Origin of the sequence: Listeria sp. Marseille-Q6474 (genome assembly GCF_946902005.1) — a bacterium.
GTDB classification, from domain to species: Bacteria; Bacillota; Bacilli; order Lactobacillales; family Listeriaceae; genus Listeria; species Listeria innocua.
Map to the genome: position 1 here is coordinate 2,045,778 of NZ_CAMPPS010000001.1, position 22,292 is coordinate 2,068,069.

The following is a 22,292-nucleotide window of genomic DNA, read 5'->3' on the forward strand; positions in this document are numbered from 1 at the left end:
CGAGCCAACAAACAGTTCATCTTCATGGTTACCATGCATTACCTAAAATGTAACTCAGTAGAAAGGCATAGTAAGGTGATAAAATGATATTAATGGAAGATGTTTATAAGAAATACCCCAATGGCATAACTGCCGCTAATGGACTCAATATTAACATTGGCGAAGGGGAATTTGTTTATGTAGTAGGCCCGAGTGGTGCTGGTAAATCAACCTTTATTAAAATGATTTACAGAGAAGAACGAGCGACGAAAGGCAAAATCATCGTAGACAAATTTGATTTGATTAATATGAAAAATCGTGAAATCCCATATTTACGTAGAAACGTAGGCGTGGTATTCCAAGATTACAAATTACTTCAAAGCAAAACTGTTTATGAAAACATTGCTTATGCGATGGAAGTGGTTGAAACTGAGCCAACCGTAATTAAAGAACGTGTTATGGAAGTGCTAGATTTAGTCAACCTCAAGCATAAAGTAAGAATGTTGCCGGATGAACTTTCCGGTGGTGAGCAGCAGCGGATATCCATTGCCCGCTCGATTGCCAATATGCCTAAAGTATTAATAGCAGATGAGCCGACCGGTAACCTAGATCCTGATACTTCATGGGAAATCATGAATATCCTTGAAGAAATAAGCAATCGCGGAACAACCATTGTAATGGCAACCCACAACAAAGAAATTGTTAACACGTTGAAACACCGGGTAGTAGCTATCGAGAATGGAAGAATTGTTCGAGATGAGCAGCAAGGAGAATATGGCTATGAAATTTAGGACTGTAGGAAGACATATAAGAGAAAGTTTTAAGAGCCTTTACCGGAATGGTTGGATGACCTTTGCAGCAGCAAGTGCAGTAACAGTAACACTTATCTTAGTCAGCGTGTTTTTTGCAATATTGATCAACATGAACAAGCTTGCAACAGATGTAGAAAACAATGTACAAATTAACGTACATATTTCTCTAAGCGCAGACAAGAAACAGCAGCAAGAACTTGAGAAAAACATTGAGAAGATTAATGGAGTTGATAGTGTCAGTTTTTCTTCCAAGGATGATGAGTTGAAGAAATTAGTTGGCGCGTACGGCAAAAACTTCGAATTGTTTAAACAAGATAATCCACTATACGATGTGTTCGTTGTAGAGGCTAAAGAGCCAACACAAACGAAGGCGATTGCTCAAAAAGTAGAAAAATTACAGTACGTAGATAATGTAGAATATGGTGAGAAAACAGTCGACAAATTGTTTGATACCTTAAAATGGGGACGATATGCTGGTATTATCCTAAGCATTGGATTATTACTAACAGCGATGTTCTTAATATCAAACACAATTAAGATTGCGATTTTCTCCCGTCGTAGAGAAATAGAAATTATGAAATTAGTAGGAGCGACCAACTGGTTCATACGCTGGCCTTTCGTTTTAGAAGGTGCATGGCTTGGGTTAATTGGTTCGATTGTCCCGGTTGTATTAACATTTATAGGCTATGTTAATATTTACAACTTGGTAAATCCGAAGTTGGTGACAAGTTCACTATCACTTCTGCCTCCAACACCGTTCGCCTATCAAATCAGTGCTTTGATTATTGCAATCGGAGTTCTAATAGGAATTTGGGGTAGTGTTATCTCTATCCGTAGATTCTTGAAAGTCTAACTAAGAAATTACTTAACTTGAAATAAAAATAATTTAAAAGAAAAAGCTTAGGGAGCTTTTTAGGAGGTAAACTTTTTGAAAAAGAATACGTTTATTGCGATTTCACTCGCAGCAGTTATCAGTTTGACGCCAGCCTTTACAACAAATGTTTTTGCAGACGTAAATACAGACATTCAAAATCAAGATAAAAAAATCAATGACATTAAGTCTAAAAAAACAGGGTTACAATCAGATCTTTCTAGTTTAGTAGCAGATCTTGAGAAAGCTCAAGAAAAAGCGAAATCTTTACAAGGAGAATTTGACCAAACAGGCAAAGAACTTAAACAACTTAATCAAGATATTAAAGATATCAATGAACGTATTAAAGAACGCGAAACTGTTTTAAAAGAACGCGCTCGTGCAATGCAAAAAACTTCTAATTCTAATGCCTATCTTGAAGTAATCTTAGATGCAGAAAACCTTTCTGACTTAGTAGGTCGTGTTTCTGCAGTAAACCAATTAGTTGATTCTGACAAATCTATTTTAGAAGATCAACAAAAAGATGAAAAAGCTTTAAAAACTAAACAAACTGCAGTAAAGAAAAAACAAGAAGAACAAGCAACTGCAATTCATGAATTCGAAGCACAACAAAATAAAATTGAAGCACAAAAAGCTGAAAAAGAAGCAATCGTTGCTCAATTAGCAGCTGATCAAGCAAGTGCTGAAAACGAAAAAGCTGGTCTTGTAAGTGAACGTGATAAAGCAGCGAAAGAAGCAACTGCTCGCGCAACTGCTTTACGTGAAGCTACTGATGCAAATGTTGGACAACAAACAACAAACACTAATGCTTCATCTAACAGCAAAACTTCAAACAAAGTAGAATCAACTAACAATAGTGAAGCACCAAGCGCTGCAACTCCATCAGGTGGTGGATATTCTGCAATGATCGCAGCAGCAAGAGCTCAACTTGGAAAACCTTATAGCCTTGGAGCAACTGGCCCGAGCGCATTTGACTGTTCTGGATTTACATCTTATGCTTTCCGCGCTGCAGGAGTTTCTCTACCAAGAACTTCTGGCGGACAATATGCAGCAGCTTCCAAAATTAGTGCTAGCCAAGCAAAACCAGGTGACTTAGTGTTCTTCAACTACGGTGGCGGAATTGCTCACGTTGGAATTTATGTTGGTGGTGGTCAAATGATTAACGCTCAAAACAACGGTGTTAAATATGACAACATCACTAGCGGTTACTGGGCTAAATATCTTGTAGGATATGGCCGCGTAGCTAACTTCTAATAAGTATTGAAAAGTTAAGAAGCACCTTTGTCGTTTTAAAAACAAAGGTGCTTTTTTATATGGAACGTTAAGGGAATGAAGAAGTTCCTAGTCAAATAGATAATAGAAAAGGAGCTTATTATGCTTAAAAAATATGGGGTAGTAACAGCACTTAGCCTTTTGATTATTTCTGCACCATTAACAAGTGTTAAGGCGGAAAGTATTAATGACATGCAAAAACGCCAAAGCGAAATAGAGCAAAAAAAATCAGAGCTAAATAAGAATCTAGACACAAAAAACTCAGAATTAAACCATTTAGAAAACGCTGAAAAAGACGCTGCTAAAGAATTAGAATCACTTTTAAATAGCATTGATGAAACAAATAAAAAGTTGAAAGAACAAGAAGATAAAGTTGATTCTGAAAATGAAAAGCTGAAAAAACTAAAGAAAGAAATTGAAAAGCTACGCAATGATATTCGCGACCGTCAAAAAGTGCTTGATAGTCGAGCGAGAGCTATTCAAACAACTGGAACTGCCACATCATACTTAGACATGATTTTTGAAGCTGATGATTTTAAAGAACTTATCGACCGCGTGACAGTTGTATCCGCAATTGTTAAAGCGGACCAAAATATAATGCAAGATCAAAAAGACGATCAAAATAAACTAAAAGTAGCAGAAAATAGTTCAGAAAAAAAATTAGAAAACTTAAAAGTGCTAGCAGTTGAGCTAGAAGTATCAAGAAACAACATGGAAAGCCAAAAACAAGAAAAGAATGACTTAGTGATGGCTCTTGCAAATAAAAAAGACTTAACGAAAAGTGAACAAACACTTTTAACTAATGAACAAGGTGCTCTTTCAGACGAACAAAAGAAACTTGCTTCTAATATTGCTGGTGAAAAAGCAAAACAAGAAGCTGCAATTAAAGCGGCTGAAGAAAAACGCATGCAAGAAGCAGCGGCTAAAAATGCCACTGTCGCAGCGCAGCAACCAAGCTCTGTAACATCTTCAGCAGGAACTGGCGCAACAGATACAGTAAGTTCTGGTGGCGGGCAGTTTATCAAGCCAGCATCAGGAATGTTAACATCTGGATTTAGTGAGCGTACTAACCCAGTTACTGGAAAATATGAATCTCATAAAGGTCAAGATATTGCGGGCGGAGGTACGATTACAGTATCCGCTGCGGCATCTGGTAGAGTCGTATTTTCAGGATTTGGCGCAACAGGTAGTGGCTTTGGAGGTTACGGTTACGTCGTGAAAATTGATCATGGTAATGGCTTCCAAACATTATATGCTCATATGCGTGCCGGTAGCTTGAAAGTAGTAACTGGTCAACAAGTATCACAAGGACAACCAATTGGTATTATGGGATCCACCGGTCAATCAACCGGACAACATCTTCATTTTGAGATTCACAAAAATGGTATTCCAGTTGATCCAGCACCTTATATTTAATTTGAAAACCATTGATGATAAATCAATGGTTTTTCTTAGCTAAAAACGAACTGGAATAGGCTAAATACGGTTTTTATGATATGATACTACTATCAGTTTGTGTAAGAAAAGGGGGAACACAATGGGACTATTAGCTTATTTATTAGTCATTTTGCTGATTTTAAACGTATTCTTTGCGGCAGTGACGGTCTTCTTAGAAAGACGCGATACATCCGCCACTTGGGCTTGGTTACTAGTCTTAACTTTTGTTCCAATATTTGGATTCATTATCTATTTAATTTTTGGGAGAAAGCTTTCAGGGAAGAAGATTTTTGATTGGAAGGGACAAGAAAAAATCGGGATACAAGAGTCAACAGCAAATCAAATAGAAATGATACGTCAAAAAGAATTTCCATTTAGCGATCCAAATGTAAAAAAACATCGCGATTTAATTTACTTATTGCTTGTTAATGATGGAGCTATTTTGACGCAAGATAATGAAGTAGAGCTTTTTATTGACGGTCACGAAAAATTTGATGCTTTAATAGCAGATATTGAAAAAGCAAAAGATCATATTCATCTCATCTACTATATTTTTCATTCGGATGAGCTTGGAAACCGTTTGATGCGAGTGCTTGAAAGAAAAGCAGCAGAAGGTTTAAATGTAAAAATTATTTATGATGCAATGGGTTCACGGACGACGAAAAAATCATTTTTCCGTACTTTTGAAAAAAATGGCGGTTTAGTAAGACCATTTTTCCCATCTAAATTACCATTAATTAATTTCCGTTTAAATTATCGTAATCACCGAAAATTGGCGATTATTGACGGAGATGTTGGTTATATTGGTGGCTTTAATATTGGTGACGAATATCTTGGTCGTTCGAAAAAATTTGGTTATTGGCGCGATACACATTTACGCGTGCATGGTAAAGCGGTATATGCTATGCAAACCCGGTTTATCATGGACTGGAATTCGGCATCATCTACTCATAAAATTGACTATAAAGCGAGATATTTTCCAACATTTCACGGTAAAGGCCATACAAGCATGCAAATTGTGTCTAGTGGTCCTGATTCCGAATGGCAACAAATCAAGAATGGTTACATTAAAATGATAAATGCTGCTAAAAAAACGATTTACTTGCAGTCTCCATATTTTATTCCAGATGCGAGTTTGCTTGAGGCGATAAAAATTGCAGCACTTTCAGGAGTCGATGTTCGTGTCATGATTCCGAATAAACCTGACCATGCTTTTGTTTACCGAGCAACAACTAATTACGCCGGTGAACTTATGGAAACAGGAGCTAAAATCTTCATTTATGATAATGGTTTTATTCATGCAAAAACCTTAGTAGTTGATGGCGAAATTGCTTCTGTAGGAACTGCCAATATGGACTTTAGGAGTTTCCGCTTGAATTTTGAAGTCAATGCTTTTATTTATGAAAAGAAAATGGTTCAAAAATTAGAAGATGCATTTTTAGAAGATATTTTGAAATCGTACCAATTAACACCTGAATTATATGCAAAACGATCTTTATGGATTAAATTTAAAGAAGCGGTAAGTCGACTTTTATCGCCTATATTATAGAAGTAACTTAAGGGAGAGCTGGTGTAGAAAATGGATATTTTTAGTGAAATACTTAATGGAATAGGGAGACTACTTCTACAACCAGCATTGTATGTAGGAATTATTTTAGTGATAATTGCTGGTTTTAATCGAGTGAAGTGGGAGCGGAAATCGTTTAGTATTAGCATTTATTCGCCGTGGTTAGAACTGAAGAATTTCTTTGGCGTGAGTTTGTTGTTTGGTCTAGTGCTATCCATTATTACTACACTTATTGGATTTAGTGTAATGATTGAATGGATTGCGATTTTTAATGCCGTTGCTTGTTTCTTATTAATTGTCGGGATGTTCCGACTTAGCTCTACTGCTTTTACTATTGGAATTACAAGCTTAATCTTTTATTTCTGCTATTATTTCGATGTTAACTTGTCACCATTTACCAATCTAGAGTTTACATATGATGCAATATTTATAGATAATTTTATGATTTCGATGACATTTTTACTGGCGATTTTGCTGTTTGTAGAAGCTTTCTTGATTCAATATACAAGCGCGAAAAATCCGTCACCATCTCTTCGTAAAAGTAAACGCGGTAAGTTAGTCGGTTCATTTCAGTTAAGAAAATTATGGTTTGTACCACTTGTTGTTTTTATTCCTGGAGATGTGTTTACGAAGATTTTTGAGTGGTGGCCTGTGTTTACAATTGGGTCCGAGTCATATTCGTTAATTATTTTGCCATTATTCATTGGTTTCCAGCAGCAAGTACAAGCGCAATTGCCAGAAGAAGCTAGTAAAAAAATTGCCGTTCAAGTAACTACACTAGCAACGATTATTGCTGTAGCTGGTTTGATTGGAATCGTAATGCCAGTACTAACACTTTTTGCGTTTATGTTCGCTGTGATCGGTCGATTTTGGATTTCCTATCGTCATTACCGCTCCGAACAATTACTACCGAAAAAATTTGGTCCGCAACCTGATGGGCTTGTAGTTCTTGGTGCCCGTGAAAGCACTCCTTCAACCCGTTTGAATTTAAAAGCAGGCGAAAAAATTACAGAAGTTAACGGACAAAAAGTGCACAATCGTGAAGAACTATACGAGGCGCTTAACTTAAACCGCGCATTTTGCAAGTTAAAAGTAATTGATAACGCTGGTGAGCCACGTTTTGAACAAACAGCACTTTATGAAAATGAATCTTTTGAACTGGGTTTATTATTAGTTGAACCGAGATGATTTTAAAACACCAGTGGCAGCATTGGTGTTTTAAGTTTTTGTAAAGATAAGATTAATATAAATGCATTTCTACCCGAAAATAGTTAATTCATGCTATATTTTAGATAAAAGGGTTACATAAAGAAGGGATGGGAAGTAAGTTGGTAAAAATTCTTGTAGTTGATGATGAGGCTTCTATTGTTACCTTGTTGCAATTTAATATTGAAAAAGCTGGGTTTGATGTAGTCACAGCTGAAGATGGTAGAACTGGGTACGAACTTGCTCTATCGGAAAAACCAGATTTAATTGTACTTGATTTAATGCTTCCTGAAATGGACGGAATTGAAGTAACGAAAAAACTCCGCCAAGATAAAGTTGGAGTTCCAATACTAATGTTAACTGCCAAAGATGAAGAACTAGATAAGATCATTGGTTTAGAGTTAGGTGCAGACGATTATATGACAAAGCCGTTTAGCCCTAGAGAAGTTGTCGCAAGGATTAAAGCTATTTTAAGACGGACAGAAGGCAAGGCCGAAGTTACCGAAGAAAAAACGGAAGATACAGAAGCGACTATTTTAATTGGTGATTTGAAAATTTTACCGGATAGTTATGAAGTATATTTGCAAGATGATTTATTAGATTTAACGCCGAAAGAATTTGAGCTGCTCTTATTCCTAGCCAATCATCGCGGCAAAGTTTTTTCGAGAGATCAATTGCTTGATACGGTTTGGAATTATGATTATGTAGGTGAAACGCGGATTGTAGATGTTCACGTTAGCCATTTACGCGATAAAATTGAACTAGATACTAAACAACCGAAATACATTAAAACAATACGTGGATTCGGTTATAAAATGGAGAATGTAAAATAATGAAAAAATTATGGCTGAAAATCGGGTTATCTTTTTTTATCTTATTTTTCGTTGTGATGGTTATTGTAGGTATTTTCTCTGGGGAATTAATGAAATCCACTTATTTAACGATGAAAGAAAACCAGCTAGAAGATGACGCGAAAATCTTACTGCAAACAACTAACATTGAGAATTTAAATTTGGATGAAGATGCAGGAACGATTCAAAAAACACTTGATCCGCTTGGGGATGAAATTGATGCTCGTATTACGGTGATTGATAATGATGGTGATGTTGTAGCTGACACCAAAAAAGATCCTGATAACTTAAACAATCATATGAACCGCCCGGAAGTAGCTGATATTCTTGAAAAAGGAAAGAGTGTTGGCATTTCAATTCGGGAAAGTGATTCACTTGGTTATAGTATGCTTTATGTTGCGGTTCCCGTTAAACATCAAGGGAAGACAGACGGCGTTTTAAGGATTTCAATTTCCCTTGAGTCGGTGGATGCAGCAGTTGCTAAACTTTGGGGCAATTTAGCTCTGATTTTCGGTATTGCTCTAGTCATTATCGCAGCCATCAGTGTTTTCATCGCCAGAAAAATTACTAGACCAGTGAATGAAATTATTGAAGTTTCGACCGATTTGGCTAATCATAAATACGACAGCCGCATTCACGGTAAAGTAAGCGGCGAACTTCAAGACCTTTCTGTCAGCGTTAATATGTTAGCAGAAAGTTTAGAAACACAGATGTTCGAAATTAAGCAAAATGAACAACGACTGAATGCTATTGTTCAAAACTTAGTGAGCGGCGTAATGCTTATCAATGTCGATAAACAAGTAATCATGACTAACCGAACAATGTACCAAATTTTAGGAGAAACCGAAATTACTGGAAAACCATTTTATGAAGTAATTAAAAGTTTCGCACTTAGTCAATTAATCGATGCAACTTTTGAAACAAAAACGATGCAACAAAAAGAAATCATTCTTTATTTCCCGCGGGAGATGATTTTAGATGCAAGTGTTTCGCCAATTTTAGCAGAAAACGGTGAAATTACCGGGATTATCTTACTACTACATGATATTACTCAAATCCGCCATCTGGAAAATGTCCGTTCTGAATTTGTAACAAACGTATCCCATGAACTAAAAACACCAGTAACTGCACTAAAAGGATTCGCGGAAACACTACTAGACGGCGCAATGTACGATGAAATGCTACTCAAAAAATTCTTAACGATTATCAAAGAAGAAAGTGATCGACTTCATCGATTGATAATGGATATTCTCGCACTTTCTAGAATTGAACAAAATCCTGTGGCAGAAAACACTGAGCCAGTAGATGTAGATGAAGTTATCGAACAATCTTCCCGGACTATTTTTGAAATGGCGACCGAAAAAAATATCCAAGTATCTGTTCCAGAAAAAACAATTCCTCCAATCATTATTGAAACTGATCGTGATAAATTGCAGCAGATTTTAATTAATTTACTTTCTAACGCGATAAACTACACCCCAGTAGATGGGAAAGTTGAAGTTAAATTAATTAATCAAGAAGCAGAGGTTATAATAGAAGTAACCGATAACGGAATTGGAATACCTGCTAAAGATATTGACCGCGTGTTTGAACGATTCTACCGAGTGGACAAAGCGCGTAGCAGACACTCTGGTGGTACTGGACTTGGACTTTCCATCGTCAAACATTTAGTTGAAAACTGTGGCGGACGAATCGAAGTAGAAAGCCAAGAAGAAGTTGGCTCGACCTTCCGCGTCACTTTACCAAAAAAAGCCTAATAAATATCCTGTTTGAAAGAATGTAATCTTTCGGACAGGATATTTTTATTTTATTTACGAAAGACACAAATTTGGTGTAATAATTTACCAGTTTGCCTTTTATTTGAAAGATATTCATAAAAAAGTTTACATTTTCGACAAAAAATGCGGTAATTTACAATTACTTAACATTAGCTACACACCACCTTAAATCTCACGCGTTATAGTGATACTTGTAAGGAATAACTATTAAAAAAACAAGGTGGGAATAAGATAATGAAAAAGAAGTATTTGGGAATAGTAGCAATGTTAGCAGCAGTAATGCTTGTCTTCGCAGCATGTGGAAGTGACAGCAGTTCAAAAGATAAAGCAAACGGATCAACAAAAGGGGATAAAGAAGTTTCTGGCTCATTAACAGCAGTCGGATCCACTGCACTTCAACCACTCGTTGAAGCAGCTTCCAAAGAATTTACAAACACTAACCCTAAAGCTCAAATCAATGTTCAAGGCGGCGGTTCTGGAACTGGTTTAACACAAGTACAACAAGGTGCAGTTGAAATTGGTAACTCGGACGTATTCGCTGAAGAAAAAGACGGCGTAGATGCTTCAAAACTTGTTGATCATCGTGTAGCAGTTGTTGGAATGGCACCTGTAGTAAACAAAGATGTAGGCGTTAAAAACATTACTAAACAACAATTAATCGACATTTTCACTGGTAAAACAACTAACTGGAAAGACGTTGGCGGTAAAGACGAAAAAATTACAATCATCAACCGTGCGGAAGGAAGCGGAACACGTGCTACTTTCGAAAAATGGGGACTTGATGGTAAAACACCAGTTAAAGCACAAGAACAAGATTCATCCGGTACAGTTCGTAAAATCGTAAGCGAAACTCCAGGAGCAATCAGCTACCTAGCATTCTCTTACATTGACGCTTCCGTAGTTGGTCTTTCATTAGATGGCGTTGAACCAACAGAAGAAAAAGTTGCAACTAACGATTGGAAAATCTGGTCTTATGAACATATGTATACAAATGGCGAACCAAAAGGCCTAACAAAAACTTTCTTAAAATATATGACTTCTGATGAAGTACAAAACAATATCGTACCACAACTTGGTTACCAATCAATCAAATCCATGAAAGTGGAACGCGATGCATCTGGTAAACTAACTGACGTAAAATAAAAAGAATGAAATGGGCGTCTATCCTAGTAATATCAGGATAGACGTATACCCATGTTAGGAGTAAACATGGGAGGAGAAAGGAGCTTACGTGACTTGGAAGCGATAAAAGAAAAGAAGCTTACACAAACTTCTAAAAAGGCGCATCTAGAAACTAGAGGCAAAATTATTACATTCATCTGTATTTCTATCATGGTTATTGCCGCAGCGTCTATTTTGTTTTTTGTTATATCGAAAGGTTTAGCAACATTTACTGTCAATAAAGTGTCTTTTGTTGATTTTATAACTGGAACAGACTGGAACCCTTCGCAAAAAGATGCAAGTGGAAATCCATTAGTTGGCGCTTTGCCAATGATTATTGGTTCTTTTGCAGTAACGCTTTTTGCCGCTTGTATTGCAGGACCACTTGCAATCGGTGCAGCCATTTTTATGGTAGAAATTTCACCTAAGTTTGGTAAGAAGATTTTGCAACCAGTTATGGAACTTTTAGTTGGTATTCCATCTGTTGTTTATGGATTCATTGGACTAAGCGTTGTCGTTCCATTTATTCGCGACCATATTTCGGGAAGTGGGTTTGGTATTGCAGCTGCGACCGTTGTTTTAACAGTAATGATTTTGCCTACTGTTACTTCACTCAGCGTAGATGCGATTAAATCAGTTCCGCGTCATTACCGAGAAGCTTCTTTGGCGCTTGGAGCAACACGTTTCCAAACGATTTGGAAAGTAGTGCTTCGTAGTTCGCGTTCAGGGATTTTGACGGCGATTGTATTTGGGATGGCTCGTGCATTCGGTGAAGCCCTTGCTGTACAAATGGTTATTGGGAACTCTGCTGTTATTCCAACATCCTTATTTGAACCAGCTTCCACGTTAACTAGTATTTTAACAATGGGAATGGGAAATACGGTTATGGGTACGCTTGATAATAATATCCTTTGGTCACTTGCAATGGTGCTACTCGCAATGTCACTATTTTTCATCATTGTGATCCGTTTCATCGGACGTAGGAGGAAAGTCAAATGAATGTAAAAACAAAAGATAAAATCGCGACAGGCGTTTTCTATGCCATTGCTGTATTAATTGTCATTATCTTAGCTGGTTTACTCGGCTATATTTTAGTAAAAGGTGTTCCGCAACTTAGCTGGAAGTTTTTGACGACCCCACCACAGTCGTTCCAAGCTGGCGGCGGAATCGGTCCTGAAATCTGGAACTCATTTTATATGCTCGTTATCACGATGATTATTTCTGTTCCTATCTCGCTCGGTGCGGGAATTTATATGGCAGAATATGCACGTAAAAATTGGATTACAGATTTAATTCGTACAACGATTGAAGTGCTTTCCTCACTTCCATCTATTGTCGTAGGGCTATTCGGTTTCCTTGTTTTTGTTATTCAAATGGGGTGGAGCTTCTCCGTTATTTCCGGGGCGCTTACACTAACGATTTTCAATTTACCACTATTAATTCGTGTTGTCGAAGAGGCGCTTAATGCTATTCCAAACACGCAACGTGAGGCAGGACTTGCTCTAGGGTTATCCAGATGGGAAACAATTACGCGAGTACTTGTTCCAGCGGCATTACCAGCAATTATTACCGGGGTTATTTTAGCAGCAGGACGGGTATTTGGTGAAGCAGCAGCGTTAATTTTCACAGCAGGACAAAGTACACCTATTCTTGATTTCACTGACTGGAATCCGGCCAATCCAGCTTCACCACTAAATATTTTCCGCCCAGCAGAAACGTTAGCTGTTCATATTTGGAAAATTAATGGTGAGGGAATTATGCCAGATGCGCAAGCTGTTTCTGACGGAGCATCTGCTGTATTAATTCTTTCCGTATTACTTTTCAACGTTCTAGCTCGCTTGCTTGGAAAATTTGTTTATAAACGCATGACCTCGTCTTAAAAAGCCAGGAAAAGGAGATTTTAAATGATGTTAACGAAGAAACCTGAAATTAATACAATTTTACAAACAACACCAGATCCTCACTCACTTCCTGCTGCGATGGCGACAGAGGATTTGCACGTATATTATGGCGATAATCACGCAATTAAAGGTGTCGATTTAACCTTCCCGGAAAATAAAGTAACAGCTTTAATCGGACCATCTGGTTGCGGGAAATCAACTTATTTAAGAGCATTAAATCGGATGAATGATGAAATTGACGGTTGCCGTATGGAAGGACAAATTTTATACGATGGCATTAATATTAACCGCAAAGAAGTCGACTTATACAATGTTCGTAAAGAAATAGGCATGGTATTCCAAAAACCAAATCCATTCACGAAATCTATCTATGAAAATGTTGCTTTTGGACTTAAACGCCATGGTATGAAGAACAAAAAAGAAATCATGGAGCGTGTTGAAAAAAGCCTGCGCCGTGCTGCTCTTTGGGACGAAGTAAAAGACGATTTAGGAAAAAGTGCACTATCACTTTCCGGTGGACAGCAACAACGCCTTTGTATCGCTAGAGCTGTAGCAATGCAGCCTAAAGTATTGCTACTTGATGAACCTGCTTCAGCCCTAGACCCAATTTCCACAAGTAAAATTGAAGATTTAATCAATGAATTGAAAAATAAATATACCATTATTATCGTAACGCACAATATGCAACAGGCAGCACGGGTTTCAGACTATACTTCTTTCTTTTATCTAGGAGAAGTCGTGGAATTCTCAGGAACATCCGAACTATTTACGAATCCACAAGAAAAACAAACCGAAGACTATATTTCTGGTAACTTTGGCTAGAAAGGAGCTTTTTTATGACAACCGAAACTGCTGAAAAAGTAGAGTACATTATTGAAACAAAAGACGTAGATTTATTTTATGGTTCCAAACAAGCACTACAAAAAATCGATTTAAATATTAAAAAGAATCAAGTTACCGCATTAATTGGGCCGTCGGGATGTGGAAAATCTACTTTTCTAAGGACGCTTAACCGGATGAATGATTTAATCCCAAATGTAAAAACAACTGGCGAAATCCATATTGGCGGAGAAAATGTCCAAGATCCGAAAATTGATATGGTTAATTTACGAAAAAAAGTGGGTATGGTCTTTCAACAAGCCAATCCATTTCCATTTTCAATTTATGATAATGTAGCTTATGGTCCACGGATGCACGGTATAAAAGATAAAAAAGTGTTAGATGAGATTGTTGAGAGAAGTTTGCGTCAGGCGGCTCTTTGGGAAGAAGTTCATGATAGATTAGATCGTTCGGCAATTGGCATGTCAGGTGGGCAACAGCAACGACTTTGTATCGCACGTGTACTTGCAGTTAAACCTGATGTTATCTTGATGGATGAGCCGACTTCTGCACTAGATCCGATTTCGACAGCGAAAGTAGAAGATTTGATTTTAGAATTAAAGAAAGACTATACGATTGTAATTGTGACGCACAATATGCAACAGGCATCCCGGATTTCGGATGAAACAGCCTTTTTCCTTAATGGCCGCATCGTGGAATTCGCGGATACGACAAGTATTTTTACCAACCCAGCAGAAAAAGAAACTGAAGACTATATTTCAGGAAGATTTGGATAAAGGAGTGTTATTATGGTAGTCAGAAAAATTTTCACAGAACAGTTAAACGACTTACATCAACATCTAATGGAAATGGGAATGCTTGCGAATGAAGCGATCTTTAAAGCAGTAAAATCACTCGTACATCGTGACACGGAGCTTGCTAAACAAGTAGTCGCAGAAGATAAGGCAATTAATAATATGGAGCTCTCACTGGAACAACGCTCTTTTGAGTTAATCGCTTTGCAACAACCAGTCGGTATGGATTTACGGAAAATTGTTACCGTGCTCAAAACAAGTTCGGATTTAGAACGTATTGGTGATCACGCAGTAAGTATTGCCAAAACAGCTATTTTAATTGGCGAAAGTAAAGTTTTAAAGCCGATTCCTGAAATTCCAGAAATGGGTGAAATTGTAAAATCAATGCTGCAAGATGTCTTAAAAGCATATCTTTCGGAAGACGATGAGGCTGCTCGTGAAATAGCAGCACGTGATAATGAAGTAGATAAACTGCATAAAATCGTTTATCAAAAATGTATTAATTTTATGCAAGAAGAACCAGAGCACATTGAAGACGTATCGCAATTACTTTTAGTTTCTCAATACATTGAACGCATTGGTGATTATGTGACGAATGTTTGTGAATGGATTGTTTACTTGAAGAGCGGTGAAATTGAAGATTTAAATAGATAAAAAAAAAGCCCGATTTTCCTTTCCACAGGTTAATCGGGCTCTTTTTGGTGTGTGTTAGGCGGTTTAAATAACTTCTCAAATATTTAAAACCTTAGCTATCCTCCAATACTCCTTTCGTTGTTATAAAGAAATTGTATCATTTTAAGAGAGAATATTACTTTTTTGCTCATATTTAATCATTTTTGAATGAAGAGGTAGTTAAACTTGCGGAATCATTCCTATTTAAGTATCATATGAATATATGACCATATATGAAGAATGGGGTGATTCTGATGGAAAACGCAAAACAAACTTTAGATGAAGAGACGCTTTTTAGTGTAACGCAAATTTTCAAGGCGCTTTCTGATCCGACACGTGTTCAAATTTTAAATCTGCTTCAAGAGCGAGAATACTCTGTGAACGAAATTGCGCGAACGCTGACTTTTAATCAAACAACGGTTTCACACCAGCTCCGTTTTTTAAAAAACTTAAGGCTTGTGAAATCAAGACGTGAAGGCACTACAATTTATTATATGCAAGATGATAATCACGTATTAGAATTACTGACCCAAGCAATTCGCCACGTGCACCATCACTAACAACAAGCGCTCAGAAAACCTTTTTAGGAATGATGGGTGTTTTTTATGCCAAATAATGAGAGATTATGATAAAGTAGTTAACAAATAAAAATTTGGAGGAAACATTTTGAGCAAATTATCGCCAGTGCAAAAATTTATCGTCATTGCGGGAATAGTTGTCATGGTTATTATTTCTATTTTAGCAGTTATTTGGAATAGCAATCTTGCGGCAGTTATTGGTTTGTCGGTTGCACAATTTATTATTATTCAGTTGGTATGTTATGTAGGAATATATTCGCATATGAAAGTAGGAACAGCACGAGGTACGAAACTTTTTAGTTGGGGAATATTAACGACACTTCTGTTTTCAGCAATTATTTTTATTTTTGCTACAGATAATTTTAGAACCTATTCCGCAGCAATGATCGCTCTAATTGGTTACTGTGCAGCATTAATGATGCGCGAAATCGAAAATACTAATCCTGCCAATAAAAAACAAAAAAGAGAGGAATAAAACGAAGAATGGAGTGATAGTATGGGAATTCATCAATATTTCCAAAGTTTATCGGATTTAGAGAACATTTATCGTTGCCCGGGAAAATTTAAGTATCAGGAGCATTCAGTTGCAGAACACTCTTACAAGGTTACTTCTATTGCACAATTTTTTGGAGCTGTAGAAGAAGATGCGGGCAATGAGGTTAATTGGCGTGCTTTATATGAAAAAGCATTAAATCATGACTATTCAGAGCTTTTTATTGGTGACATTAAAACACCTGTAAAATACGCAACGACAGAACTAAGAGAAATGCTCTCTGAAGTGGAAGAAAGCATGACTAAAAATTTTATTAGCCGCGAAATACCAGCAACTTTCCAACCTATTTATCGGCACTTGTTAAAAGAAGGGAAAGACAGTACGTTAGAAGGGAAAATTCTCGCTATATCTGATAAAGTAGACTTGTTATATGAGTCCTTTGGCGAGATCCAAAAAGGTAATCCAGAAAACATTTTTGTTGAAATTTATAGTGAAGCACTTGCGACTATTTATGAATACCGAGAAATGGCCAGTGTAAAATACTTTTTAAAAGAAATTTTACCAGATATGCTTGCTGAAAAAGGTATTGAAAAGACGGAATTACCACAACTTACTACAGAAATAACGACAAAAGCATTGCGTGAAGAGTAAAAAATTGGGGAGGGAAGTAAGATGGATCAAATTATATCTGCACTTATTTTCCCTTGTCTGCTTGTCATTCTCTTTGCGCGCATCACGTATAACCGTTATGTCGCCTTAGTGCTTATGGTGGTTTTGATAGCCGCTTCTGCCAAATTGGGTTACACAAGTTCGTTTTGGCTAATCACGATAGACGCCTTTTCGATGACAATTGGTTTTGTCGTAGCCACATACATGTTACGACGTTTAAAGAAAAGCGGCAGTGACTTTTAAAGAGCAAATAGATAGGTAGAATACTTTAAAAGTGATAAAATAAAGAAAAGCGTAATCTACAGGTTGCGTTTTTTATTTTCAAACGAATACGAAAATATGTTCGGTTTTTGCTAGGCTAATTAAAATATTTATGATAAAATAGAAACATTAACGGATCTGAAAAATCCGCTTTTTGCTTTGCTGGATATTTTACAGTTAAAGCTTTTAGATGCCAGAATCGGACCGATAAGGAATGGGGGAATCCGAGTTGAAGGATAAATTTGAGTTAGTTTCTAAGTATAGCCCACAAGGAGACCAACCTAGAGCAATAGAACAATTAGTTGCGGGATTAAAAAAAGGCTTAAAACACCAAACCTTACTTGGGGCAACCGGTACAGGGAAAACTTTTACTGTATCTAATGTAATTCAAGAAGTAAATAAACCAACTCTTGTTATGGCACATAATAAGACGCTAGCGGGACAATTATATAGTGAATTCAAAGAGTTTTTCCCGAATAATGCAGTGGAATACTTTGTTAGTTACTATGATTATTACCAGCCAGAAGCTTATGTACCGCAGAGTGATACCTACATTGAAAAAGACGCTAGTATCAATGACGAAATAGATAAGCTTCGTCACTCCGCTACAGCAGCACTTTTTGAACGTAGAGATGTAATTATTATCGCCAGTGTATCTTGTATTTATGGTTTAGGTTCGCCGGTCGAATACGGAGAAATGCTAGTTTCGCTTCGGGTAGGCATGGAGATTAGCCGAGACCAATTGTTACGCAAGCTGGTTGATATTCAATATGACCGAAATGATATTGATTTCCAGCGCGGTCGTTTTCGTGTCCGCGGAGATGTGGTCGAAATTTTCCCGGCATCTAGAGATGAACACTGTATGAGAATTGAATTTTTTGGCGACGAAATTGAACGTATTAGAGAAGTAGATGCCCTTACTGGAGAAATCATAGGCGACAGAGAGCACGTTTCTATTTTCCCAGCATCTCACTTTGTTACTAGACCAGATATTATGAAAAAAGCAATTGTTAATATAAAAGCAGAACTTGAAGACCGCCTTAAAGTCTTAAGAGCAGAAAATAAACTACTGGAAGCACAGCGTCTTGAACAGAGAACCAATTACGATTTAGAAATGATGGAAGAAATGGGTTATTGTTCAGGCATTGAAAACTATTCAAGACATTTATCGCTGCGTCCAGCGGGAGTAACTCCATATACATTGCTAGATTATTTCCCAGATGATTTCCAAATGGTTATTGATGAATCACACGTAACGATGCCTCAAATCCGTGGCATGTTCAACGGGGACCAAGCCAGAAAGCAAATGCTAGTCGATCATGGTTTTAGGTTGCCAAGCGCACTTGATAACCGTCCACTTCGATTAGAAGAATTTGAAAAGCATATTAATCAAATTATGTTTATCTCTGCAACCCCAGGCCCATACGAATTAGAAAAGAATCCAGATGTAATTGAACAAATCATTCGACCTACCGGACTACTAGACCCAATTGTCGAAATACGTCCTATCCAAGGTCAGATAGATGATTTAATGGATGAAATCAATGATCGAGTTGAGAAGAACGAACGAGTTCTAATCACTACCTTAACGAAAAAAATGTCGGAGGATTTGACGAATTACCTAAAAGAAGCCGGCGTAAAAGTTCAATATTTACACTCTGAGGTAAAAACATTAGAGCGAATTGAAATTATTCGTGACCTTCGATTAGGGGTATACGATGTTATTGTTGGGATTAACTTACTTCGTGAAGGAATCGATTTACCAGAGGTGTCCTTGGTAGCAATTTTAGATGCCGACAAAGAAGGTTTCTTACGTTCAGAACGTTCCTTAATCCAAACGATGGGACGAGCTGCCCGTAATGAAAATGGACGAGTAATTATGTACGCAGATAAAATGACAGATTCCATGCGCAATTCGATTAGTGAAACTGAACGTCGTCGTAAAATTCAAATTGAATATAACGAAAAACATGGCATCACACCAAAAACAATTAGAAAAGAAATTCGTGGCATTATCGCAGCAACTTCTGCCGCAGATGAACGAGAAGCAGTAAAACAACATGATTTAAGTAAAATGTCTAAGAAAGAACGAGATATTTTCATTGAAGGTATGGAACACGAGATGAAAGAAGCAGCCAAAGCACTTGATTTCGAACGTGCAGCTGAACTTCGTGATGCTTTACTGGAAATAAAAGCGGAAGGATGAAGCGGAATTGGATAAAGAAAAAATAGTCATTCAAGGTGCAAGAGCCCATAATTTAAAAAACATTGATGTAGAGATTCCAAGAGATAAATTAGTGGTGATGACCGGGCTTTCTGGTTCAGGAAAATCTTCGCTAGCTTTTGATACAATTTATGCAGAAGGACAAAGACGTTATGTAGAGTCTTTGTCTGCTTATGCTCGCCAATTTTTAGGTCAAATGGATAAACCGGATGTAGATTTAATTGAAGGGTTAAGCCCAGCTATTTCTATAGATCAGAAAACTACTAGCCGTAATCCGCGATCTACCGTTGGGACAGTTACAGAAATACATGATTACTTGCGTTTACTTTATGCGCGAGTGGGGCATCCAGTGTGTCCAAACCACGGCATTGAAATCACTTCGCAAACAATCGAACAAATGGTAGATCGTGTGCTCGAATACCCAGAAAAAACACGTATTCAAATTATGGCGCCTATTGTTTCTGGTAAAAAAGGAACACATAAGAAAACGATTGAAGAAATTAAAAAAGAAGGCTACGTACGTATTCGTGTTGATGGAGAAATATACGATATTAACGACGAAATCGAAATCGAAAAAAACAAAAAACATTCCATCGAAATTATCATCGATCGTATTGTCATTAAAGAAGGAATAAATACCCGACTATATGATTCTATTGAAGCTGCTCTTCGCCTGGCTGATGGATACGCAGTAGTGGACATTATGGGCGATAAAGAATTACTATTTAGCGAACATTATGCATGTCCTTATTGTGGTTTTTCAGTTGGTGAATTAGAGCCAAGAATGTTTTCTTTTAATAGTCCATTTGGCGCTTGCCCTACTTGTGATGGTCTTGGAACAAAATTAGAAGTAGATGTGGACACGGTTATTCCAGACAGAAGTTTAACATTAAATGAAGGCGCGATTGTTCCGTGGAGACCAATTAGTTCCCAGTATTATCCACAAATGTTAGCTTCTGCTTGTAAAGAATTTGGAATTGATATGGATACGCCAATAGAAAAACTATCAAAAGAAGCATTAGATATTATTCTAAATGGTTCAAAAGATAAAGAATTTTACTTTGAATATAAAAATGATTTTGGTATGACACGAGAAACTTGGATTCCGTTTGAAGGAATTCTGCCAAACATCGAACGTCGTTACCGTGAAACTAATTCAGATTTCACTCGCGATCAAATGGCGCAGTATATGACAGATTTGCCTTGCCCATCTTGTAAAGGATATCGTCTTAAAGAAGAAACACTTTCTGTCAAAGTGAACAATCATCACATAGGGCAAATTAGCGAGTTTTCCATCAATGAAGCTCTTGATTTCTTTGATAGCCTAGAGCTTTCAGAAAAAGAAACGCAAATCGCGGCGCCAATTTTCAAAGAAGTGCGTGCTAGACTAGGGTTCTTAAAAAATGTTGGACTTGATTATTTAACAATGAGCCGTGCTGCTGGAACTTTATCAGGAGGAGAGGCACAGCGAATTCGACTAGCAACCCAAATTGGTTCGAGATTGACTGGCGTACTTTACATTCTTGATGAGCCTTCCATTGGACTTCATCAGCGTGATAACGATCGATTGATCAACACACTTCAAAGTATGCGAGATATTGGAAATACGCTTATTGTCGTGGAACATGATGAAGACACAATGATGGCAGCAGATTATCTGATTGATATTGGTCCAGGTGCTGGAGAACATGGCGGGCGAATTGTTGCAGCCGGAACGCCAGAAGAAGTGGCGAAGAACAAAAACTCTATCACCGGGGATTATCTTTCTGGCAAAAAATTCATTCCTGTTCCTGCCAAAAGAAGAAAAGGAAACGGACTTGAATTAGAAATCATCGGAGCAAAAGCAAACAACTTAAAAAATGTAAATGCCAAAATACCACTTGCTACTTTTTCATGTGTGACTGGGGTATCCGGTTCCGGAAAAAGCTCATTAGTCAATGAAGTACTAAGAAAAGCACTAGCGAGAAAACTTAATCGGAATCACGCCAAACCAGGCGAACATAAAGAAATAAAAGGAATCGAAAACCTAGAAAAAATTATTAATATCGATCAATCACCAATCGGTAGAACACCAAGATCTAATCCAGCAACTTATACTGGTGCGTTTGATGATATTCGTGATCTATTCGCGAGTACCAACGAAGCCAAAGTTCGTGGTTACAAAAAAGGCCGTTTCAGCTTCAACGTAAAAGGCGGTCGTTGCGAGGCATGTAAAGGCGACGGTATTATCAAAATCGAAATGCACTTTTTACCAGATGTTTATGTACCTTGTGAAGTTTGTCATGGTAAACGCTATAATGGCGAAACTTTGGATATTCGCTACAAAGGGAAAAACATTGCCGAAGTGCTAGAAATGACTGTGGAAGAAGGGTTAGAATATTTCACTAACCAACCGCGAATTGCTCGCAAACTGCAAACCATTGTCGATGTGGGACTTGGCTATATCCGTCTCGGTCAACCAGCAACAACTCTTTCTGGTGGTGAGGCGCAACGTGTGAAACTAGCGTCCGAACTTCATAAACGCAGCAACGGTAAATCATTCTATATCCTTGATGAACCAACGACTGGACTCCATGCAGATGACATCGGTCGTTTACTAAAAGTATTGCAAAGACTTGTAGAAGAAAACGGCGATACAGTTCTTGTTATTGAACATAATTTAGATGTTATTAAACAAGCTGACTACTTGATTGACTTAGGTCCAGAAGGTGGCGATGGCGGCGGTCAAATTATCGCAACTGGCACACCAGAAAAAATTGCTCGTTCTAAAAAATCATACACAGGCAAATACTTAAAACCAATTTTAGAACGTGACAAAGAACGCACAGAAGAACGTATTGCAACAGCTAAGAAAAAATAAATCTAAATCCCGCTTATATTTTAATAAGCGGGATTTTTTTCTTGTGCCGAAGACCAAACCACCCAA

20 protein-coding genes are annotated in these 22,292 nt (G+C 37.4%); all 20 read left to right on the forward strand.

What is annotated here, in order from left to right:
* Positions 1-83 precede the first annotated feature (83 nt).
* The 20 genes from ftsE to uvrA all read left to right on the forward strand — a co-directional run bounded on the left by ftsE (position 84) and on the right by uvrA (position 22,226).
* Positions 84-770 (forward strand): cell division ATP-binding protein FtsE, encoded by a 687-nt coding sequence (ftsE, locus tag OC533_RS10260; protein WP_003772335.1) that lies wholly within the window; start codon positions 84-86, stop codon positions 768-770.
* A complete protein-coding gene (ftsX, locus tag OC533_RS10265) occupies positions 760-1,644 on the forward strand; it encodes a permease-like cell division protein FtsX (protein WP_010991316.1) in 885 nt (294 codons plus the stop codon). Before ftsE ends, ftsX begins: the two co-directional genes overlap by 11 nt.
* Before the next feature lie 75 nt (positions 1,645-1,719).
* On the forward strand, positions 1,720-2,916 hold the full coding sequence (locus tag OC533_RS10270; RefSeq protein WP_003772338.1) for an NlpC/P60 family protein: 1,197 nt from the start codon (positions 1,720-1,722) through the stop codon (positions 2,914-2,916).
* Between the two features lie 120 nt (positions 2,917-3,036).
* Complete coding sequence (locus OC533_RS10275) at positions 3,037-4,350, forward strand: murein hydrolase activator EnvC family protein (RefSeq protein WP_010991315.1); 1,314 nt, start codon at positions 3,037-3,039, stop codon at positions 4,348-4,350.
* Between the two features lie 121 nt (positions 4,351-4,471).
* Complete coding sequence (gene cls, locus OC533_RS10280; protein ID WP_003768327.1) at positions 4,472-5,920, forward strand: cardiolipin synthase; 1,449 nt, start codon at positions 4,472-4,474, stop codon at positions 5,918-5,920.
* A gap of 30 nt (positions 5,921-5,950) precedes the next feature.
* A complete protein-coding gene (locus OC533_RS10285; RefSeq protein WP_045554280.1) occupies positions 5,951-7,126 on the forward strand; it encodes a S1C family serine protease in 1,176 nt (391 codons plus the stop codon).
* A 140-nt stretch (positions 7,127-7,266) separates the two neighbouring features.
* A complete protein-coding gene (locus OC533_RS10290) occupies positions 7,267-7,977 on the forward strand; it encodes a response regulator transcription factor (RefSeq protein ID WP_010991313.1) in 711 nt (236 codons plus the stop codon).
* The gene (gene pnpS, locus OC533_RS10295; protein WP_003772345.1) at positions 7,977-9,752 is read left to right on the forward strand and encodes a two-component system histidine kinase PnpS; all 1,776 of its coding nucleotides are present in this window, start codon (positions 7,977-7,979) and stop codon (positions 9,750-9,752) included. The genes OC533_RS10290 and pnpS overlap by 1 nt, the downstream gene beginning before the upstream one ends.
* A gap of 255 nt (positions 9,753-10,007) precedes the next feature.
* Positions 10,008-10,916, forward strand: a complete 909-nt coding sequence (locus tag OC533_RS10300; protein ID WP_003763937.1) for a phosphate ABC transporter substrate-binding protein — start codon at positions 10,008-10,010, stop codon at positions 10,914-10,916.
* A gap of 93 nt (positions 10,917-11,009) precedes the next feature.
* Positions 11,010-11,933: a phosphate ABC transporter permease subunit PstC gene (pstC, locus tag OC533_RS10305; protein ID WP_010990005.1), complete on the forward strand. Its 924-nt coding sequence runs from the start codon at positions 11,010-11,012 to the stop codon at positions 11,931-11,933.
* Positions 11,930-12,814, forward strand: a complete 885-nt coding sequence (gene pstA, locus OC533_RS10310; protein ID WP_003739753.1) for a phosphate ABC transporter permease PstA — start codon at positions 11,930-11,932, stop codon at positions 12,812-12,814. Before pstC ends, pstA begins: the two co-directional genes overlap by 4 nt.
* Positions 12,815-12,841: 27 nt before the next feature.
* The gene (pstB, locus tag OC533_RS10315) at positions 12,842-13,657 is read left to right on the forward strand and encodes a phosphate ABC transporter ATP-binding protein PstB (protein WP_003763935.1); all 816 of its coding nucleotides are present in this window, start codon (positions 12,842-12,844) and stop codon (positions 13,655-13,657) included.
* Positions 13,658-13,671: 14 nt separating this feature from the next.
* Complete coding sequence (pstB, locus tag OC533_RS10320) at positions 13,672-14,451, forward strand: phosphate ABC transporter ATP-binding protein PstB (protein ID WP_194324060.1); 780 nt, start codon at positions 13,672-13,674, stop codon at positions 14,449-14,451.
* A gap of 12 nt (positions 14,452-14,463) precedes the next feature.
* Positions 14,464-15,123 (forward strand): phosphate signaling complex protein PhoU, encoded by a 660-nt coding sequence (phoU, locus tag OC533_RS10325; RefSeq protein ID WP_003772348.1) that lies wholly within the window; start codon positions 14,464-14,466, stop codon positions 15,121-15,123.
* A gap of 272 nt (positions 15,124-15,395) precedes the next feature.
* A complete protein-coding gene (locus OC533_RS10330) occupies positions 15,396-15,701 on the forward strand; it encodes an ArsR/SmtB family transcription factor (protein WP_010991311.1) in 306 nt (101 codons plus the stop codon).
* 106 nt (positions 15,702-15,807) lie between these two features.
* The gene (locus tag OC533_RS10335) at positions 15,808-16,194 is read left to right on the forward strand and encodes a hypothetical protein (protein WP_003763927.1); all 387 of its coding nucleotides are present in this window, start codon (positions 15,808-15,810) and stop codon (positions 16,192-16,194) included.
* A gap of 21 nt (positions 16,195-16,215) precedes the next feature.
* On the forward strand, positions 16,216-16,863 hold the full coding sequence (locus OC533_RS10340) for an HD domain-containing protein (RefSeq protein ID WP_070752447.1): 648 nt from the start codon (positions 16,216-16,218) through the stop codon (positions 16,861-16,863).
* 21 nt (positions 16,864-16,884) lie between these two features.
* Positions 16,885-17,124, forward strand: coding sequence for a CsbA family protein (locus OC533_RS10345; protein WP_003763924.1), 240 nt, complete (start codon positions 16,885-16,887; stop codon positions 17,122-17,124).
* Between the two features lie 247 nt (positions 17,125-17,371).
* Positions 17,372-19,348 carry an excinuclease ABC subunit UvrB gene (uvrB, locus tag OC533_RS10350; protein WP_033533639.1) on the forward strand — a complete coding sequence of 659 codons (1,977 nt, stop codon included), beginning with the start codon at positions 17,372-17,374 and terminating at the stop codon, positions 19,346-19,348.
* Positions 19,349-19,355: 7 nt separating this feature from the next.
* Positions 19,356-22,226, forward strand: a complete 2,871-nt coding sequence (gene uvrA, locus OC533_RS10355) for an excinuclease ABC subunit UvrA (protein WP_194324058.1) — start codon at positions 19,356-19,358, stop codon at positions 22,224-22,226.
* The last annotated feature ends 66 nt before the right edge of the window (positions 22,227-22,292 follow it).

Excerpts from the sequence above, each read along its gene's own strand:
- OC533_RS10345 (WP_003763924.1), top strand. The coding sequence starts at position 16,885 with ATGGATCAAATTATATCTGCACTTATTTTCCCTTGTCTGCTTGTCATT.
- pnpS (WP_003772345.1), top strand. The coding sequence starts at position 7,977 with ATGAAAAAATTATGGCTGAAAATCGGGTTATCTTTTTTTATCTTATTT.
- pstB (WP_003763935.1), top strand. The coding sequence starts at position 12,842 with ATGTTAACGAAGAAACCTGAAATTAATACAATTTTACAAACAACACCA.
- OC533_RS10330 (WP_010991311.1), top strand. The coding sequence starts at position 15,396 with ATGGAAAACGCAAAACAAACTTTAGATGAAGAGACGCTTTTTAGTGTA.
- OC533_RS10340 (WP_070752447.1), top strand. The coding sequence starts at position 16,216 with ATGGGAATTCATCAATATTTCCAAAGTTTATCGGATTTAGAGAACATT.
- OC533_RS10285 (WP_045554280.1), top strand. The coding sequence starts at position 5,951 with ATGGATATTTTTAGTGAAATACTTAATGGAATAGGGAGACTACTTCTA.
- OC533_RS10275 (WP_010991315.1), top strand. The coding sequence starts at position 3,037 with ATGCTTAAAAAATATGGGGTAGTAACAGCACTTAGCCTTTTGATTATT.
- ftsE (WP_003772335.1), top strand. The coding sequence starts at position 84 with ATGATATTAATGGAAGATGTTTATAAGAAATACCCCAATGGCATAACT.
- ftsX (WP_010991316.1), top strand. The coding sequence starts at position 760 with ATGAAATTTAGGACTGTAGGAAGACATATAAGAGAAAGTTTTAAGAGC.
- pstA (WP_003739753.1), top strand. The coding sequence starts at position 11,930 with ATGAATGTAAAAACAAAAGATAAAATCGCGACAGGCGTTTTCTATGCC.
- cls (WP_003768327.1), top strand. The coding sequence starts at position 4,472 with ATGGGACTATTAGCTTATTTATTAGTCATTTTGCTGATTTTAAACGTA.
- OC533_RS10300 (WP_003763937.1), top strand. The coding sequence starts at position 10,008 with ATGAAAAAGAAGTATTTGGGAATAGTAGCAATGTTAGCAGCAGTAATG.
- phoU (WP_003772348.1), top strand. The coding sequence starts at position 14,464 with ATGGTAGTCAGAAAAATTTTCACAGAACAGTTAAACGACTTACATCAA.
- pstB (WP_194324060.1), top strand. The coding sequence starts at position 13,672 with ATGACAACCGAAACTGCTGAAAAAGTAGAGTACATTATTGAAACAAAA.